The 17,381-nt window shown below is 66.8% G+C and carries 13 protein-coding genes and 1 tRNA gene; 7 read left to right on the forward strand and 7 right to left on the reverse strand.

The features are described from left to right. Nucleotides 1-31: 31 nt before the first annotated feature. Nucleotides 32-3,481: a bifunctional proline dehydrogenase/L-glutamate gamma-semialdehyde dehydrogenase PutA gene (putA, locus tag ACK8OU_RS00230; protein WP_410301328.1), complete on the reverse strand. Its 3,450-nt coding sequence runs from the start codon at nt 3,479-3,481 to the stop codon at nt 32-34. A 103-nt stretch (nt 3,482-3,584) separates the two neighbouring features. Between putA and ACK8OU_RS00235 the strand changes: the two genes are divergently transcribed. The 5 genes from ACK8OU_RS00235 to ACK8OU_RS00255 all read left to right on the forward strand — a co-directional run bounded on the left by ACK8OU_RS00235 (nt 3,585) and on the right by ACK8OU_RS00255 (nt 8,097). Beyond that, the gene (locus ACK8OU_RS00235) at nt 3,585-4,061 is read left to right on the forward strand and encodes an Lrp/AsnC family transcriptional regulator (protein WP_410301329.1); all 477 of its coding nucleotides are present in this window, start codon (nt 3,585-3,587) and stop codon (nt 4,059-4,061) included. A gap of 101 nt (nt 4,062-4,162) precedes the next feature. Continuing rightward, entirely contained in the window at nt 4,163-4,597 is a 435-nt protein-coding gene (locus ACK8OU_RS00240; RefSeq protein ID WP_410301330.1) for an Lrp/AsnC family transcriptional regulator, read from the forward strand. Nucleotides 4,598-4,811: 214 nt separating this feature from the next. After that, nucleotides 4,812-6,773: a heme lyase CcmF/NrfE family subunit gene (locus ACK8OU_RS00245; RefSeq protein WP_410301331.1), complete on the forward strand. Its 1,962-nt coding sequence runs from the start codon at nt 4,812-4,814 to the stop codon at nt 6,771-6,773. A 4-nt stretch (nt 6,774-6,777) separates the two neighbouring features. Further along, nucleotides 6,778-7,230, forward strand: coding sequence for a cytochrome c-type biogenesis protein (locus ACK8OU_RS00250; protein WP_410301332.1), 453 nt, complete (start codon nt 6,778-6,780; stop codon nt 7,228-7,230). Nucleotides 7,231-7,320: 90 nt separating this feature from the next. Further along, a complete protein-coding gene (locus tag ACK8OU_RS00255; protein WP_410301333.1) occupies nt 7,321-8,097 on the forward strand; it encodes an enoyl-CoA hydratase-related protein in 777 nt (258 codons plus the stop codon). 97 nt (nt 8,098-8,194) lie between these two features. On the opposite strand, the gene ACK8OU_RS00260 is transcribed toward ACK8OU_RS00255, so the two are convergent. Beyond that, nucleotides 8,195-8,270 (reverse strand) — tRNA-Ala (locus ACK8OU_RS00260). A gap of 200 nt (nt 8,271-8,470) precedes the next feature. Further along, nucleotides 8,471-8,797, reverse strand: a complete 327-nt coding sequence (locus ACK8OU_RS00265) for a TIGR02300 family protein (RefSeq protein WP_410301335.1) — start codon at nt 8,795-8,797, stop codon at nt 8,471-8,473. 124 nt (nt 8,798-8,921) lie between these two features. Between ACK8OU_RS00265 and ACK8OU_RS00270 the strand changes: the two genes are divergently transcribed. Together ACK8OU_RS00270 and ACK8OU_RS00275 are read left to right on the forward strand one after the other, a co-directional pair. Then, on the forward strand, nt 8,922-9,614 hold the full coding sequence (locus ACK8OU_RS00270; RefSeq protein WP_410301979.1) for a M48 family metallopeptidase: 693 nt from the start codon (nt 8,922-8,924) through the stop codon (nt 9,612-9,614). Nucleotides 9,615-9,667: 53 nt separating this feature from the next. Next, nucleotides 9,668-10,312: a GntR family transcriptional regulator gene (locus ACK8OU_RS00275; protein ID WP_410301336.1), complete on the forward strand. Its 645-nt coding sequence runs from the start codon at nt 9,668-9,670 to the stop codon at nt 10,310-10,312. Between the two features lie 124 nt (nt 10,313-10,436). On the opposite strand, the gene lpdA is transcribed toward ACK8OU_RS00275, so the two are convergent. The 4 genes from lpdA to sucD all read right to left on the reverse strand — a co-directional run bounded on the left by lpdA (nt 10,437) and on the right by sucD (nt 17,378). Further along, nucleotides 10,437-11,825 (reverse strand): dihydrolipoyl dehydrogenase, encoded by a 1,389-nt coding sequence (lpdA, locus tag ACK8OU_RS00280; RefSeq protein ID WP_410301337.1) that lies wholly within the window; start codon nt 11,823-11,825, stop codon nt 10,437-10,439. Between the two features lie 115 nt (nt 11,826-11,940). After that, nucleotides 11,941-13,476, reverse strand: a complete 1,536-nt coding sequence (gene odhB / locus ACK8OU_RS00285; RefSeq protein ID WP_410301338.1) for a 2-oxoglutarate dehydrogenase complex dihydrolipoyllysine-residue succinyltransferase — start codon at nt 13,474-13,476, stop codon at nt 11,941-11,943. Nucleotide 13,477: 1 nt separating this feature from the next. Continuing rightward, nucleotides 13,478-16,438 carry a 2-oxoglutarate dehydrogenase E1 component gene (locus ACK8OU_RS00290; RefSeq protein WP_410301339.1) on the reverse strand — a complete coding sequence of 987 codons (2,961 nt, stop codon included), beginning with the start codon at nt 16,436-16,438 and terminating at the stop codon, nt 13,478-13,480. Between the two features lie 55 nt (nt 16,439-16,493). Then, the gene (gene sucD / locus ACK8OU_RS00295) at nt 16,494-17,378 is read right to left on the reverse strand and encodes a succinate--CoA ligase subunit alpha (RefSeq protein ID WP_410301340.1); all 885 of its coding nucleotides are present in this window, start codon (nt 17,376-17,378) and stop codon (nt 16,494-16,496) included. Between the last annotated feature and the right edge of the window lie 3 nt (nt 17,379-17,381).

Here is a 17,381-nt window from a genome sequence, read left to right on the forward strand (position 1 = left end):
GGCGCGAGCCTTCCCGATCCGCGTGGCCCGGTCAAGCGGTTCCGGCGCTGGCCAGCAGGGCCGCGTTGCCGCCTGAGGCGGTGGTGTCGATGCAGATGTGGCGTTCATGCGCGACATGGGCCGCATCGGGCATGGCGCCGATCAGTGGCAGGATCGGGCCGGGGCGTCCGGCCAGGGCCTGCGCCAGCGCCGTGCCGGTTGCGGTATCGCCCCACCAGATCGCCGCGGAAAAGGCCCGGAGCGTGGTCAGCGCGTCCGGCGGCAGGGGGGCGGCGACCTCGACCGCGCGCCCGCCAAGCCGTTGCACGGCCTGTGCCTGGGCCCGTGCCGCCGCCGGTCCGGGGCCCAGGCACAGGATCGGGCCGCGGGCATGACGCGTCAGGCGGTTCGATTCCCCCGTGGGTCCGGGCAGCGCCGTGGCGGGCAGCGTGGGGGCAGGGGGGGCGGTATCCAGCGCGGCCTGAACCTGTGCCGCGCTGATGGTGGGTGCAGCGGATGCCGCTGGCGCGACGGGGGCGGCGGGTTGCGGGGCGCAGAACCGCGCCAGATAGTCCGGCCCGCCCGCCTTGGGCCCGGTGCCCGAAAGCCCCTCGCCGCCAAAGGGCTGGCTGCCGACCACAGCGCCGATCTGGTTGCGGTTGACGTAGATGTTGCCCACGGCCAGTGCCTCGGTCACCTCTTGCACGCGGTTGTCGATGCGGGTGTGCAGCCCGAAGGTCAGGCCATAGCCGGTGGCGTTGATATCGGCGATGACGCGGGGCAGGTCTTCGGCTTCGAAGGTGGCGACATGCAGCACGGGGCCAAAGATTTCACGCCCAAGGTCGGCAATGCCGGTTACGCGGATCACGGTGGGGCCGATGAAATGCCCCTGCGGCGGGGCGGGCAGGTCAAGGATCACGCGGCCGTCACGGCGGGCGGCGTCGATATGGGTGCGGATGTCACGGGCGGCCTCGTCATCGATCACCGGGCCGATGTCGGTGGCCAGATGCCAGGGGTCGCCCAGCCGCAGTTCCCGCATCGCGCCGCAGAGCATCTCGGTCAGATGCGGGGCGATGTCGTTTTGCACATAGAGACAGCGCAACGCCGAACAGCGTTGCCCCGCCGACTGGAAGGCCGAAGCCAGGATGTCGCGCACCGCCTGTTCGGGCAGGGCGGTGGAATCGACGATCATCGCGTTCAGCCCGCCGGTTTCCGCGATCAGCGGCGCATCGGGCGCCAGGTGCCGGGCCATGGCACGGCGGATTGCCTGGGCCGTCCCGGTCGAGCCGGTGAAGGCCACGCCTGCCACGCGCGGGTCCGAGGTCAGCGCCGCGCCGACCGTAGGTCCGTCACCGGGCAGCAGCTGCAGCGCATGGGGCGGAACGCCCGCCTGATGCAGAAGCCGCACCGCCTGCGCGGCGATCAGCGGCGTCTGTTCGGCGGGCTTGGCCAGCACGCCGTTTCCGGCCGCCAGCGCCGCCGCGATCTGGCCGGTGAAGATGGCCAGAGGAAAGTTCCAGGGGCTGATGCAGGTGAACACCCCGCGCGCGGGGGCGGTCAGGCCGCCGGCCTGCGCCGCATAATAACGCAGGAAATCCACCGCCTCGCGCAATTCGCCCACGGCATCGGCCAGTGTCTTGCCCGCCTCGCGTGCAAGGGTGGCAAAGATCGGGCCGAAGTCAGCCTCATACAGATCGGCGGCACGGTTCAGGATCTGCGCGCGTTCGGTCGCCGGGGCTTGCCAGATGCGGGCGGCGGCCAGCGCGGCCTGCACATCGGCCGCGCTGGCGGGGTGGACATGGCCCACCGTTTCGCCCGTCGCGGGGTTTTGCACCGGCTGGGCGGGCAAGGGCTGTGCCGGGGCGGCAAGCAGCGGCGCCGCGTCGGGCAGCAGGCCCGTGGCGGCGGGCGCACGCGCCGCCTCAATGGCCGCAAGCGTGCCGGCGTCGGTCAGATCGAAGCCCCGGCTGTTGCGCCGGTCCGGGGCAAACAGATCGGCGGGCCGGGTCAGTCGGGGGTTGACCGGATCGGCCATTGATTCCAGCGTGGTCAGGGGGCAGGCGGCGACCACCTCGGGGGGCACGTCCTCATCCACGATCTGGTTGACAAAGCTGGAATTCGCGCCGTTTTCCAGCAGCCGGCGCACCAGATAGGCCAGCAGGTCGCGATGCGCGCCGACGGGGGCATAGATCCGGCAGCGGGTGCCGCGATCCTTCAGCACGATGTCGTGCAGCCGTTCGCCCATGCCATGCAGGCGCTGGAATTCGAACGGCGCATCGCCCGCCATGTCCAGCACCGCGGCAACGGTATGGGCGTTGTGCGTGGCGAATTGCGGATAGATCCGGTCGGTCATCCCCAGCAGCTTGCGGGCATTGGCGATATAGCTGACATCGGTCGTGATCTTGCGGGTAAAGACCGGGAAATCGGCCAGCCCCAGCACCTGGGCACGCTTGATCTCGGCGTCCCAATAGGCGCCTTTCACCAGCCGCACCATGATCTTGCGGTCCAGCTGGCCCGCCAGCGCGTAAAGCCAGTCGATCACCGCGCCCGCGCGCCGGCCATAGGCCTGCACCACCACGCCAAAACCGTCCCATCCCGCCAGCCGCGGATCGGCCAGTACCGCCGCGATCACCTTGAGCGACAGGGTCAGGCGGTCGGCCTCTTCGGCGTCGATGTTGAACCCCATGCCCGCCGCCGCTGCCTGCCGGGCCAGCCGCGTGACCACGGGGACCAGTTCGGCCATCACGCGGGCCTCTTGCGCGACCTCATAGCGCGGATGCAGCGCCGAGAGCTTGACCGAGATACCCGGATTGGCGCGCACATCCCCACCCCGGCAGGCCCCGGCAATTGCGGCGATTGCGGCAGCATAGCTGGCCTCATAGCGTGTGGCGTCGGCGGCGGTGCGCGCAGCCTCACCCAGCATGTCATAGCTATAGCTGTAACCCGCCGCTTCCTGCGTCTGGGCGCGCTTCATCGCGGATTGTATGGTCTCGCCCAGCACGAACTGGCGCCCCATTTCCTTCATCGCGCGCGATACGGCGGTGCGGATCACCGGCTCGCCCAGCCGGCGCATGGCCGCGCGCAGATGGCCCACCACGCCGGGTTCGCGATCCTCCAGCACCTTGCCGGTCAGCATCAGGGCCCAGGTCGAGGCATTCACCAGGCTGGAGGCCGACTTGCCCAGATGGCGGCCCCAGTCCGAAGGCGCGATCTTGTCCTCGATCAGCGCGTCCATGGTTTCGGCATCGGGCACACGCAACAACGCCTCGGCCAGACACATCAGGGCAATTCCCTCTTCGGTCGAAAGGCCGTATTCTGCCAGGAACACCTCCATCAGGCCGGGCCGCACATCGGCGCGGATGCGGCGCACCAGATCTGCCCCGGTGGCGGCGATGCGGGCGCGGGCGGGGCCGTCCAGGGCGGCCTGTTCGATCAGCCGCGCCAGCAGGGGCGCTTCGGGCTGCAGGGTTCCGGTTTCGATGGTCTGTGTGATCATGTGCATTGCGCGCTCCTGCGGTTTGGGCCATCATATCGGGGATTTTGCAGGCGGTTTTCCCGTTCTTTGCCCTGTGGCGGGTGAAACGACTGAAATTCCGGGGGTGGGAATGCCAAACGACTTTCCGCAGGTGGACCGCTACGATCAGGCGATTCTGGCCCTTCTGTCGGCCGACGGGCGCATGTCCGCAACCGAGATTGCGCGCCGCGTGGGGCTGACCAAATCGCCCGTGCAGGCGCGGATCAAGCAGCTTGAGGAAAGCGGCGTGATCGCCGGATACCGCGCGATCCTGTCGCCGATTCGTCTGGGTCTGGCGCATGTGGCCTTCGTCGAGGTGCGTCTGTCCGACACCCGCGAAGCCGCGCTGCAGGCTTTCAACCGCGCCGTCCGCACCATCCCCGAGATCGAGGAATGCCACATGATCGCGGGCGGCTTCGACTATCTGCTGAAGGTCCGCACGGGCGATATCGGGGATTATCGCCGGGTCATGGCGGAAAGCATCTCATCCCTGCCGCATGTGGCGGCGACCTCGACCTATGTCGCGATGGAGGCGGTGAAGGACGCAGGCCCCGTCATGGCCCCCTGACCGCGCCCGCGACACCGCCGCCCGGGGCAAAGGCTTGCACAGCTTCAAGGCTCTGGACGCTTTCAAGAAAACCGAAAAACCCTAACCGTCAGGAGCGTGCGATGGATGAAACCGACCAACGGCTGATCGCGGCGCTGCGGCGCGACGGGCGGGCGGCGGTGTCCGATCTGGCCGTACAGCTGGACCTGTCGCGCGCCACGGTGCGCACCCGGATTGAGCGGTTGGTGGCGCGGGGGGAAATCGCGGGGTTCACGGTGATGACCCGCGCCGATGTCACCGCCGCCCCGGTCCGCGGGCTGATGATGATCGGCATCGAAGGCCGCGGCACCGACCGGATCGTCGCGCGCCTGCTGGGGCTGCCGGCGGTGCAGGCGGTGCATGCGACCAATGGGAAATGGGATCTGATCGTCGAGATCGGCACCCGCACACTGGCCGAACTGGACGACATCCTGGCGCAGATCCGGCGGCTTGAAGGGGTTACGACATCGGAAACGAATCTGCTTCTGGCCACCCGCCGGCCCTCGGCCCGGCTCTGATCCGCTTCCCACAGGCTGCCCCCGGACCCGCGTCCTTCGGCTTTGCGAAAATATCCCGGGGGGCGTCGCCGTCAGGCGACGGGGGGCAGCGCCCCCATTTCCTGTTCCCCCCGTTTCCTGTTCCCAGTGACGTGATCCCCGCGACATGGCGGCGCATCCTCCTTGGCCCCGGGCGCAGTTGGCCCTATGATCCCCCGGCGAACAGGAGGATGCGATGCTGACCGAACTTGGACATTTTGCCCTGATCCTCGCCTTCGGCGTGGCGATTATTCAGTCGGTGGTGCCGCTGATCGGGGCCTGGCGGGGCTGGTCGGGCTGGATGGCGGTGGGGGAGCCCGCGGCGTCTGCGCAATTCCTGCTGATCGGCTTTTCCTTCGCGGCGCTGACCTGGGCCTTTGTCACTTCGGATTTCTCGCTGGAACTGGTCTGGGCCAATTCGCATACCGACAAGCCGATGCTTTACAAGATTTCGGGCGTCTGGGGGAACCACGAAGGGTCGATGCTGCTGTGGGTGCTGATCGTGGCGCTGTTCGGGGCGGCGGCCTCGTGGTTCGGCACGGCCCTGCCGCCCAGGCTGCGCGCGCGGGTGCTGTCGGTTCAGGCGATGATCGGGGTGGCGTTTCTGGCCTTCATCCTGTTCACCTCGAACCCGTTCCTGCGGCTGGCGGAACCGCCTTTCAACGGGCGCGACCTGAACCCGCTGCTGCAAGACCCGGGCCTGGCCTTCCATCCGCCGTTTCTTTACCTGGGCTATGTGGGCCTTTCGATGGCCTTCAGCTTTGCCGTCGCCGCCCTGATCGAGGGCCGCGTGGATGCCGCCTGGGCGCGCTGGGTGCGGCCCTGGACGCTGGCGGCCTGGGTGTTCCTGACCATCGGCATCGCGCTGGGGTCGTGGTGGGCCTATTACGAACTGGGCTGGGGCGGCTTCTGGTTCTGGGACCCGGTGGAAAACGCCAGCTTCATGCCCTGGCTGCTGGCCGCCGCATTGCTGCATTCCGCCATCGTCGTGGAAAAGCGCGAGGCCCTGAAAAGCTGGACGATTCTTCTGGCGATCATGGCCTTCGGTTTCTCGCTGATCGGCACGTTCATCGTGCGTTCGGGCGTCATCACCTCGGTCCACAGTTTCGCCAATGACCCGGAACGCGGGATCTTCATCCTGATGATCCTGGCCGGTTTCGTGGGTGGGGCGCTGACGCTGTACGCCGCGCGTGCGGGCGCGATGCAGGCGCGCGGCATCTTTGGCATGGTCAGCCGCGAAAGCGCGCTGGTGCTGAACAACATCCTGCTGGCGGTCTCGGCGCTGGTGGTGTTCGTGGGCACGGTCTGGCCGCTGGTGGCCGAGATGTTCTGGGACCGCAAGCTTTCGGTGGGGGCGCCCTTCTTCAACCAGGCCTTTACCCCCTTCATGCTGATCCTGGCACTGGTGCTGCCGGTGGGCGCGATGATGCCCTGGAAGCGTGCCAGGCTGGCCCGCACGATCCGCCCGCTGATCCCGGCGGCGGTGCTGGCGCTGGCGGTGGGTCTTCTGGCCTGGTCGGTGGGCACCGGGCGGTCGGGGATCGCGCTGGTCGGCGCGGGACTGGGCAGCTGGCTGGTGTTCGGCGCGCTGACCGAATTGTGGGTCCGCGCCGGACGTACGCCCGCGCGCATCCTGCGCCTGCCGCGCGCGGATTGGGGCAAGGCCACCGCGCATGGCGGCCTTGGCGTCACCTTCATCGGCATCGCCCTGCTGACCGCCTGGCAGGCCGAGGATATCCGCGTGGCCCGGATCGGCCAGCCCTTCACCGTTGCGGGCTATGAAATCACGCTGGACAAGGTCGAAGAGATGCCGGGCCCGAACTATACCTCGACCATGGCGACGATGACCGTGCGCGAGGGTGGCCGGGTCACCGCCGTGCTGCACCCCGAAAAGCGCGTCTATCCGGTACAGGCCATGCCCACGACCGAGGCCGCGATCGATTATCGCTTTACCCGTGATGTCTATCTGGTGATCGGCGATGCGCAGGCGGATGGCGGCTGGGCGGTGCGCACCTATATCAAGCCTTTCGCCAACTGGATCTGGGCGGGTTCGATCCTGATGGCGCTGGGCGGTGTCCTGAGCCTGACCGACCGGCGCTTCCGCGTGGCCGCGGGCGCGCGCAAGGCCGCCTCCGTCACCGCAACCCCGGCGGAGTGAGCCGATGCTGAAACGTCTGACCCTGTGCCTGGCCCTGCTGGCCACCCCGCTGGCCGCCGTGCAACCCGATGAGGTCTTGCCCGATCCCGCGCTTGAAGCGCGGGCCCGTGAAATCAGCAAGGTTCTGCGCTGCCCGGTCTGTCAGGGCGAAAACATCGACGAATCGAACGCCGAGGTGTCGCGCGACCTGCGCGTGGCGGTGCGCGAACGGCTGCTGGCGGGCGATACCGACAGCCAGGTGCTGGATTACATCGTCACCCGCTATGGTGAATATGTGCTGTTCGAACCCGACCGCCGCGGTGCCAATCTGGTGCTGTGGCTGGTGGGCCCCGCTGCCCTTGCGCTGGCGCTGGGCGGTGCCTTTGTCTTTTTGCGCAACCGCCGGCGGGACGAAGCCGCAGGCCCCGCCCTGTCCGAGGCGGAACGCGCCCGGCTGGAAGAATTGCTGAAGGAATGACGCCACGTCGCGGCGCGCCCGCGAACCTGGCCCTTTCGCCGCCGCGCCCAGGCGTTAATCTGCCCCGTACAATGGCAGAGGAGCGGCGCGATGCCCTATACCACGATCCGATATGACCTGTCCGAGGGGCTGGCGGTGCTGACGCTGGCCCGCCCCGAGGTGATGAATGCGCTCAACACCCGGATGCGGGCGGAACTGACCGCGGCGCTGCACCGCGCGGCCGCCGAGGCGCGGGCGATTGTCCTGACGGGCGAGGGCCGGGCGTTCTGTTCAGGGCAGGATCTGGGCGACGGCGCCGATGCCGCGGGGCTGGATCTGGAACGCGTCCTGCGGGATGAATATGAACCCATGCTGCGCGCGATCTATGATTGCCCGGTTCCGGTGATCGCGGCGGTCAATGGCGCGGCGGCCGGGGCGGGGGCGAATCTGGCGCTTGCGGCGGATGTGGTGATCGCGGCCGAAAGCGCGGCCTTTCTGCAGGCTTTCACCCGGATCGGGTTGATGCCGGATGCGGGTGGTACCTATTGGCTGCCGCGCCAGATCGGCTTTGCCCGTGCGATGGGGGCGGCGCTGTTCGCCGACAGAATCAGCGCGCGGCAGGCTGCGGACTGGGGGATGATCTGGGAAGCCGTGCCAGATGCCGATTTTACGGCCCACTGGCGCGCCCGTGCCGCCCAGCTGGCATCAGGGCCGACCCTTGCCTACAGCGCCGTCAAACAGGCGCTGCGCGGCAGCTATGCCCAGGACCTGGACGGGCAACTGGCGCGCGAGGCGGAACTGCAGGGCCGGCTGGGTCAAAGCCGCGATTTCCGCGAAGGCGTCCTGGCGTTCCTGGAAAAGCGCCCCGCCCGGTTCGAGGGGCGCTGACCAGCGGCGCACGGCAGCGCGCCCTGTTCCGGGGCGCGCCCGGCACCCGGCCAGCGTGACACGCGGCGTTTCATCCAGATGATCGAAAATGGAGATTTGGTGGAGCCAAGGGGAGTCGAACCCCTGACCTCTTGAATGCCATTCAAGCGCTCTCCCAACTGAGCTATGGCCCCACCGGAGGTCTGCGTGCCACCCGGTTGGGCAACTCGCGTGGGGGGTCGTATAGGCAGTTCCCAAGATGGGCGCAAGAGGAATTTCCACATTCCGCCGCAAAAAACGATGCGCCCGCCGAACTTGCTGTCAGGCCCTGTTCGTAAACGAAAAAACGCGGGGAAAGGCCCCCGCGTCTTTCGATTGGAAGATCCGGAAAGGATCAGCTTTCCTCGTCATTGGCGCTGACGTCCGCGATCTCGTCCAGCGAGACGTTGTCGTCCTCGTCGTCCTCCAGCAGATCATCGTCCAGATCGACGTCGCCGGTATCGGCGTCGAGATCTTCGTCATCGGCCAGATCGTCGACGTCAAGGCTGCGCTCACGCGTGGCCTTTTCGGCCACGACCGTGCGACCGCGGCCTACGGTCAGGCTTTCCACCGTGAAGCTGTTGGTGCAGACCGGGCAGGTCATCGGGTCGTTGTTCAGGTCGTAGAACCGGCTCGCGCAATGCGGGCAGAGGCGCTTGACGCCCCATTCCTCTTTCGGCATGGAAATCTCCTGGCATCGCTCTTATTCAGAGAGTCGCAGCCAACTGCCACAATGACCGCGGGGTGTCAAAGTCTTTTCGTCCCTGTGCCGCCCTGCCACACCCATCCGTTACAGGAGGCCCGCCCTGACCCGCGTCCTGATCCCCGGAACGCCCGAGGTTGCGCTGACCCTGCGCCGGTCGGCCCGGGCGCGGCGTTTTGCGCTGCGGGTGTCCCGGCTGGATGGCAAGGTGACGCTGACGCTGCCGGTCTGGGCGCGCGAATCCGAAGCACTGGCCTTTGCCCATGACAAGGCCGACTGGCTGCGCGCGACGGTGGCGCAGGCCGCCCCCGTGCGCCGGGCCGAGATCGGCGCCCTGCTGCCGTTTCTGGGCCAGGACCGGCAGGTGGTCGCTGCCGCGGTGTCCGCCCCGCGGCTGGAGGGGACGCGGATCCTGGTGCCGCCCGAGGCTGCGCGCGTGGCAACCCGGCTGGAGGCGTTCTTCAAGCTGGCCGCGCGCCAGCGTTTGCAGGCGGCTTCGGACCGCTATGCCGCCGCATTGGGGCGGCCTTACCGGCGGCTGACGCTGCGCGATACCCGGTCGCGCTGGGGGTCGTGCACGGCGGATGGCTGCCTGATGTACAATTGGCGTCTGGTAATGGCGCCCGAAGGCGTACTGAACTATGTCGTGGCGCATGAGGTGGCGCATCTGGCGCAGATGAACCATTCGCCCGCCTTCTGGGCCGTGGTCGAGGGGCTGCGCCCCGAATTCGCGCCCGAACGGGCCTGGCTGAAGCGGCACGGCAGCGCGCTGCATGCGGTCCGCTTTCGGGATTGAGGCTGCCTGCCGGGGTGATTGACGCCGGGTGGGATTTGTGATCACGGTTTGCCATGTCGACATCCGCCCGTCCCATTGATGCTGCCGCGCATGACCGGCTTTACCGCGGCCTGCGCCAGCAGATCATGCATGGCGAGCTGTTGCCGGGGCAGGCGCTGACGCTGCGGGGCCTGGGCAAGGCGCATGGTGTGTCGATGACCCCCGCGCGTGAGGCGCTGCGCCGGCTGGTGGCCGAGGGCGCGCTGACGCTGTCGTCATCAGGCCGGGTGGCGACGCCCGAGCTGTCGAACGACCGGATCGAGGAACTGGCCGCGCTGCGCGCGCTGATCGAGCCGGAGCTGGCGGCGCGCGCGTTGCCCCGCGCCCATCTGGCGCTGATCGACCGGCTGGCCGCGATCAACACCTCGAATGCCGAGGCGGTGGCGAAACAGGATGCAGTGGCCTATATCCGCACGAATCTGGAATTTCACCGCACGCTTTACCTGCGCGCGCAGGCACCCGCCATGCTGGCCGTGATCGAGACGATCTGGTTGCAGCTGGGCCCCACCATGCGCGCGCTGTATGGCCGGGTGCAGCGCAATGAGCCGCCGCGCCATCACAGAATGATCCTGGCGGCGCTGCGGGCGGGGGATGAGCCGGCGTTGCGGTTGGCGGTGCGCACCGATGTGACGCATGGCCTGCGGCATCTGGCGGGCTAGGGGGCGCTGCCCCCTGGGCCTGCGGCCCTTACCCCCGGGATATTTTTGCAAAGCCGAAGGGGATCGGCAGATGTGAAAAAGGCGGCGCATGGCGCCGCCTTTCGGGGGATGCCGGGCCGCCGGGTCAGGCGTGGATCGCGCCGTCGCCGCAGGCCAGCGCCGCTTCGCGCACCGCTTCCGAATAGGTCGGGTGGGCGTGGCAGGTCAGCGCCAGATCCTGGGCCGAGGCGCCGAATTCCATCGCAACGCAGACCTCATGGATCAGGTCACCCGCGGCGGGGCCGATGATGTGGCAGCCCAGGATGCGGTCGGTTTCCTTGTCGGCGATCAGCTTGACGAAGCCTTCGCCCTGGAACACGGCCTTGGCGCGGCCATTGCCCATGAACGAGAACTTGCCGACCTTGTAGGCGCGGCCTTCCTGTTTCAGAACCTCTTCGGTCTTGCCGACCGAGGCGACCTCGGGGGTGGTGTAGATCACGCCGGGGATCACGTCATAGTTCACATGGCCATGCTTGCCCGCGATCACCTCGGCCACGGCCATGCCTTCATCCTCGGCCTTGTGGGCGAGCATCGGGCCGGTGATCGCATCGCCGATCGCGTAGATGCCGGGGACAGAGGTCTGCCAGTGGGCGTCGGTTTTCACCTGGCCGCGGGGCAGGATTTCCACGCCAGCGGCTTCCAGGCCCAGACCGTCCGTGTAGGGCTTGCGGCCGGTGGCAACCAGTACGACCTCGGCCTCAAGGCTGGCTTCGCTGTCGTCCTTGCGCAGCTTGTAGCGCACCGTGTTCTTGCCCCTGGCCTTGTCCACGCCCTGAACGGCGGCGCCGAGAATGAATTTCAGCCCCTGTTTGGTCAGGATTTTCTGGAAGGACTTGGCGACCTCGCCGTCCATGCCGGGGGTGATCGCGTCGAGATATTCGACCACGGTCACCTGCGTGCCCAGGCGGGCATAGACCGAGCCCATTTCCAGGCCGATGACGCCGGCGCCGATCACCACCATCGATTTCGGAATTTTCGGCAGGGCGAGCGCGCCGGTCGAGGTGACGACGGTTTCTTCATCGATCTCGATGCCGGGCAGGGAAGCGGGTTCCGAGCCGGTGGCGATGACGATCGCCCGGGCGGTATGGACCTCATCACCGACCTTGACCTGGCCGGCGGCCGGGATCGAGCCCCAGCCCTTGAGCCAGGTCACCTTGTTCTTTTTGAACAGGAATTCGATGCCCTTGGTGTTGCCGGAAATGACATCGGCCTTGTAGGCCTGCATCTTTGCCCAGTCGACTTTGACCTTGGCGCCCATCAGCCCCATTTTTTCAAAGTTTTCATGGGTTTCGTGCAGGTGGTGCGTGGCGTTCAAAAGCGCCTTCGACGGGATGCAGCCGACGTTGAGGCAGGTGCCGCCAAGGCTGTCGCGCCCTTCGACGCAAGCGGTTTTCAGGCCCAGCTGGGCGCAGCGGATCGCGCAGACATAGCCGCCGGGGCCGCCGCCGATCACGATGACATCGAATTCTGCCATTGGTCCGTTCCTTTGAGATCTGGCGGGGGGCGCTGCCCCCCGTGCCCCCCGGAGTATTTCCGCCAAGAAGAAGGGGCGGGACAGGGAAGGGGCGGCACGGGGCCGCCCCGGTCGATCACAGATCCATCAGCAGGCGACGCGGATCTTCGAGGGCTTCCTTGACGCGGACGAGGAAGGTCACGGCGCCCTTGCCGTCGACGATGCGGTGGTCGTAGCTGAGCGCCAGATACATCATCGGGCGGATCACGATCTGGCCGTTCACCACGACGGGGCGGTCCTGGATCTTGTGCATGCCGAGGATGCCCGACTGCGGCGGGTTCAGGATCGGCGAGGACATCAGCGAGCCATAGACGCCGCCGTTCGAGATGGTGAAGCTGCCGCCCTGCATTTCGGCCATCGACAGCTTGCCGTCACGGGCGCGCAGGCCCAGTTCGGCGATTTTCTTTTCGATCGCGGCAAAGCCCATCTGGTCAGCGTCGCGCACCACCGGCACGACAAGGCCAGAGGGGGTGCCGACGGCCACGCCCATGTGGACGTACTTCTTGTAGACGATGTCGCCGCCGTCGATTTCGGCATTGACTTCGGGCACCTCTTTCAGGGCGTGGCAGCAGGCCTTCACGAAGAAGGACATGAAGCCCATCTTCACGCCGTGCTTCTTTTCGAACTGGTCCTTGAAGCTGTTGCGCAGGTCCATGATGCCGGACATGTCGACCTCATTATAGGTCGTCAGCATTGCGGCGGTGTTTTGCGCATCCTTCAGGCGGCGTGCGATGGTGGCGCGCAGGCGGGTCATCTTGACGCGTTCCTCGCGGGCGGCGTCATCGGCAGGGACGGGCGCGCGCGGGGCGCTGGCAGGCGCCGGCGCGATCGACACGGCGGCCGGGGCGGGGGCTGCGGCGGCACGGGCCACGTCTTCCTTCATGATGCGGCCGTCGCGGCCGGTGCCGGTGACCTGATCGGCGCCAAGACCGGCCTCGGCCATCGCCTTTTTCGCGGCGGGGGCATGTTCGACATCCTTGCGCGGGGTAGCCTGTTCGGGGCCGGCACCGGGCGAACCGACGGCGGCGGCGGCCTCGGCCTTCGGGGCGGCGGCGGCGCTTGCGCCTTCGGCGACCACGGCCAGGCGTGCCCTGGCATCGACGGTGGTGCCTTCGGGCGCCAGGATTTCGGTCAGCACGCCTGCGACGGGCGAGGGCACCTCGACCGACACCTTGTCGGTTTCGAGTTCGCAGAGCATTTCATCCTGCGCGACGGTATCGCCCACTTTCTTGAACCAGGTGGAAACGGTCGCTTCGGAGACGCTTTCGCCAAGCGCGGGCACCATTACGTCAGTCATCTTGACCTCTTGGGTTTGCGGCGCGCTTCCGGCTTGGGAACGCGGGCCAGTCGTGTCGGTTTTCGCGCCGGTGGCCCCGGCGGCGGTGATCTGAGCAAGCAGGGCGTTCACGCCGACGGTCGTGCCTTCGGCGGCAACGATCTCGGCCAGGACGCCGGCGGCGGGGGAGGGGACCTCGACCGTCACCTTGTCGGTTTCCAGTTCGCAAAGCATTTCATCCGCGGCGACCGTGTCACCCGGTTTCTTGAACCAGGTGGCCACGGTGGCCTCGGATACGCTTTCGCCCAGCGTTGGAACGCGGACCTCGATTGCCATCTCAGCCCTCCAGCGCGTCGTGAACCAGCGCGTCCTGTTCGGCCTTGTGGCGGCTGGCAAGACCCGTTGCGGGCGAGGCCGATGCGACGCGGCCGGCATAGCGGGCGCGGCTGTGGCGGGCCTCGATCTTGGCCAGCACCCATTCCAGGTTCGGCTCGACGAAGGTCCAGGCGCCCTGGTTCTTGGGTTCTTCCTGGCACCAGACGATCTCGGCATCCTTGAAGCGGGACAGTTCCTTGACCATGGAATGGGCCGGGAAGGGGTAGAACTGTTCCAGCCGCAGCAGATACACATCCGACAGGCCGCGCTTGTCGCGTTCGGCCAGGAGGTCGTAATAGACCTTGCCCGAACAGATCACGACCCGCTTGATCTGGTCATCCGCGGCCAGCCTGAAATCGGAATTTCCGGTGTGCTGGGTGTCGGCATCGTCCCACATCACCCGGCGGAAGAAGGAACCCGTGGTGAATTCATCGGTTTTCGACACGCACAGCGGATGGCGCAGCAGCGATTTAGGCGTCATCAGGATCAGCGGCTTGCGGAAGTTGCGGTGCAGCTGGCGGCGCAGGATGTGGAAATAGTTGGCCGGGGTCGAGCAGTTGGCCACGATCCAGTTATCTTCCGCCGACAGCTGCAGGAAGCGTTCCAGACGCGCCGAGGAATGTTCCGGCCCCTGGCCTTCAAACCCATGCGGCAGCAGGCAGACCAGGCCCGACATGCGCAGCCATTTCCGTTCGCCCGAATTGATGAACTGGTCGAACATGATCTGCGCACCGTTGGCGAAATCGCCGAACTGTGCCTCCCACATCACCAGGGCCTTGGGTTCGGACAGCGAATAGCCGTATTCGAAGCCCAGAACCGCATATTCCGACAGCATCGAGTCGATGACTTCATAGCGCGCCTGACCGGCCCGGACATGGTTCAGCGGGTAGTAGCGTTCTTCGGTCGTCTGGTCGATCAGGCCGGAATGGCGCTGGCTGAACGTGCCGCGTGTGCAGTCCTGACCCGACAGGCGGACCGGGAAGCCCTCGGTCAGAAGCGAACCGAAGGCCAGTGCCTCGGCGGTGGCCCAGTCAAATCCCTTGCCGGTTTCGAACATCCTGGCCTTGGCATCCAACTGGCGCGCCACGGTCTTGTGCAGGTCGAAATTCTGCGGTGCGGTGGTCAGGCCACGGCCGATCTCGGCCATCGTCTCGGGCGTGATCGCGGTGGCGCCGGCGTCATATTCCTCGCGCTCGCGGTCCAGGCCGGACCAGCGGCCATCCAGCCAGTCGGCCTTGTTCGGCTTGAAGTTCTTGCCGGCCTCGAATTCTTCGTTCAGATGGGCCTGGAAGGCGGCCTTCATATCCTCGATCTCGCCTTCGGGGATCAGCCCGTCGGCCACCAGACGTTCGGTGTAAAGCTGCAGCGTGGTCTTGTGGCTCTTGATGCGCTTGTACATCACCGGGTTGGTGAACATCGGCTCGTCGCCTTCGTTGTGACCGAAGCGGCGGTAGCAGAAGATGTCGATCACCACGTCCTTGTGGAACTTCTGGCGGAATTCGGTGGCGACCCTGGCGGCGTGGACCACGGCCTCGGGGTCGTCGCCATTGACGTGGAAGATCGGCGCCTCGACCATCAGGGCGATGTCGGTCGGATAGGGGGACGACCGGCTGAAATGCGGCGCGGTGGTAAAGCCGATCTGGTTGTTCACCACGATATGCATGGTGCCGCCGGTGCGATGCCCGCGCAGGCCCGACAGGCCAAAGCATTCCGCCACGACGCCCTGGCCGGCAAAGGCCGCGTCCCCATGCAGCAGGATCGGCAGGACCTGAAAGCGGTCGGTGTCGTGCAGCTGGTCCTGCTTGGCGCGGACCTTGCCCAGCACCACGGGGTTCACCGCCTCAAGGTGGCTGGGGTTGGCGGTCAGCGACAGGTGGACCTTGTTGCCGTCGAATTCACGGTCGGATGAGGCGCCGAGGTGATATTTCACGTCGCCCGAACCGTCCACATCCTCGGGCTTGTAGGACCCGCCCTGGAATTCGTGGAAGATCGCGCGGAAGGGCTTGGCCATCACATTGGCCAGCACGTTCAGGCGGCCGCGGTGCGGCATGCCGATGACGATTTCCTTCAGACCCAGCGCGCCGCCGCGCTTGATGATCTGTTCCATCGCCGGGATCAGCGCCTCGCCGCCGTCAAGGCCGAAACGCTTGGTGCCCATGTATTTGACATGCAGGAACTTTTCAAAGCCCTCGGCCTCGACCAGCTTGTTCAGGATGGCGCGGCGGCCTTCGCGGGTGAAGCTGATTTCCTTGCCATAACCCTCGATCCGTTCCTTCAGCCAGGCGGCTTCCTCGGGGTCGGAAATGTGCATGTACTGCAACGCGAAGGTGCCGCAATAGGTGCGCTTCACGATGTCCAGGATCTGGCGCATCGAGCCATGGGTCAGCCCCAGAACATTGTCGATGAAGATCGGGCGGTCCATGTCGGCCTCGGTGAAGCCGTAGGACTTGGGGTCCAGTTCCGGGTGCAGCGAGGCATCGCGCATCCCCAGCGGATCGACATCGGCGATCAGGTGGCCACGGATGCGGTAGGCGCGGATGATCATCAGCGCGCGGATCGAATCCAGCACGGCGCGCTTGATCTGTTCATCCGATACGGTCACGCCCGCCTCGGCGGCCTTGGCGCGGATCTTGTCGCCCGCGGCCTTGCCCTCTTTGGCGACCGGCCATTCGCCGGTCAGCGCGGCGGTCAGGTCATCGGCCGGAACCGGCGGCCAGTCCGGCCGTTCCCAGGACGCGCCCGAGGCCGATTTCGACACATCCAGCTCGGCATCGCCCAGCGAATGGAAAAAGGCCGCCCAGGCCGCATCGACCGAGGACGGGTCGGCGGCAAAGCGCGCGTAAAGCTGTTCGACATAGTCCGCATTGTGCCCCTGCAGGAAGGATGAGGCGTGGAACTGGTCGTTCGGGGATTGGTCGGTCATGGCTGCACCTGACGGAATGGGGAAACCGCGCCCCGTGGGGCGCGGCATTGACATGTTACTTGCCGAGCGCCTTCATCACGGCTTCGCCCAGATGGGCCGGGCTGTCGGCGACGACGATACCCGCGGATTTCATCGCCTCGATCTTGCTTTCGGCATCGCCCTTGCCACCCGAAACGATGGCGCCGGCATGGCCCATGCGGCGGCCGGGGGGGGCGGTGCGGCCCGCGATGAAGCCTGCGACCGGCTTCCAGCGGCCCTTCTTCTTCTGTTCCTTCAGGAATTCCGCCGCCTCTTCCTCGGCCGAGCCGCCGATTTCGCCGATCATGATGATCGACTGGGTTTCCGGATCGTCCAGGAACATGTCGAGCACGTCGATATGTTCGGTGCCCTTGATCGGGTCGCCACCGATGCCCACGGCCGAGGACTGGCCAAGGCCCAGGTCGGTGGTCTGCTTGACCGCCTCATAGGTCAGCGTGCCCGAACGCGACACCACGCCGACGCTGCCGCGCTGGTGGATGTGGCCCGGCATGATGCCGATCTTGCAGGCGCCGGGGGTGATGACGCCGGGGCAGTTCGGCCCGATCAGGCGCGACTTGCTGTCAACCAGCGCGCGCTTGACCTTCATCATGTCCAGCACCGGGATGCCTTCGGTGATGCACACGATCAGTTCCATTTCCGCATCGATCGCTTCCAGGATCGAATCGGCCGCGAAGGGCGGGGGAACGTAGATCACGGTGGCATTGGCCTCGGTCGCGGCCTTGGCTTCATGGACCGAATCGAACACCGGCAGGTTCAGGTGGCTGCTGCCGCCCTTGCCGGGGGTCACGCCGCCGACCATCCTGGTGCCGTAGGCGATCGCCTGTTCCGAATGGAACGTGCCCTGGCTGCCGGTAAAGCCCTGGCAGATGACTTTGGTGTTTTCGTTGACGAGAACGGCCATTGG

The organism is Pontitalea aquivivens (assembly GCF_046507575.1).
Taxonomy (GTDB): domain Bacteria; phylum Pseudomonadota; class Alphaproteobacteria; order Rhodobacterales; family Rhodobacteraceae; genus Pontitalea; species Pontitalea aquivivens.

Excerpts from the sequence above, each read along its gene's own strand:
- putA (WP_410301328.1), bottom strand. The coding sequence starts at position 3,481 with ATGCACATGATCACACAGACCATCGAAACCGGAACCCTGCAGCCCGAA.
- ACK8OU_RS00235 (WP_410301329.1), top strand. The coding sequence starts at position 3,585 with ATGCCAAACGACTTTCCGCAGGTGGACCGCTACGATCAGGCGATTCTG.
- ACK8OU_RS00240 (WP_410301330.1), top strand. The coding sequence starts at position 4,163 with ATGGATGAAACCGACCAACGGCTGATCGCGGCGCTGCGGCGCGACGGG.
- ACK8OU_RS00245 (WP_410301331.1), top strand. The coding sequence starts at position 4,812 with ATGCTGACCGAACTTGGACATTTTGCCCTGATCCTCGCCTTCGGCGTG.
- ACK8OU_RS00250 (WP_410301332.1), top strand. The coding sequence starts at position 6,778 with ATGCTGAAACGTCTGACCCTGTGCCTGGCCCTGCTGGCCACCCCGCTG.
- ACK8OU_RS00255 (WP_410301333.1), top strand. The coding sequence starts at position 7,321 with ATGCCCTATACCACGATCCGATATGACCTGTCCGAGGGGCTGGCGGTG.
- ACK8OU_RS00265 (WP_410301335.1), bottom strand. The coding sequence starts at position 8,797 with ATGCCGAAAGAGGAATGGGGCGTCAAGCGCCTCTGCCCGCATTGCGCG.
- ACK8OU_RS00275 (WP_410301336.1), top strand. The coding sequence starts at position 9,668 with ATGTCGACATCCGCCCGTCCCATTGATGCTGCCGCGCATGACCGGCTT.
- lpdA (WP_410301337.1), bottom strand. The coding sequence starts at position 11,825 with ATGGCAGAATTCGATGTCATCGTGATCGGCGGCGGCCCCGGCGGCTAT.
- odhB (WP_410301338.1), bottom strand. The coding sequence starts at position 13,476 with ATGGCAATCGAGGTCCGCGTTCCAACGCTGGGCGAAAGCGTATCCGAG.
- ACK8OU_RS00290 (WP_410301339.1), bottom strand. The coding sequence starts at position 16,438 with ATGACCGACCAATCCCCGAACGACCAGTTCCACGCCTCATCCTTCCTG.
- sucD (WP_410301340.1), bottom strand. The coding sequence starts at position 17,378 with ATGGCCGTTCTCGTCAACGAAAACACCAAAGTCATCTGCCAGGGCTTT.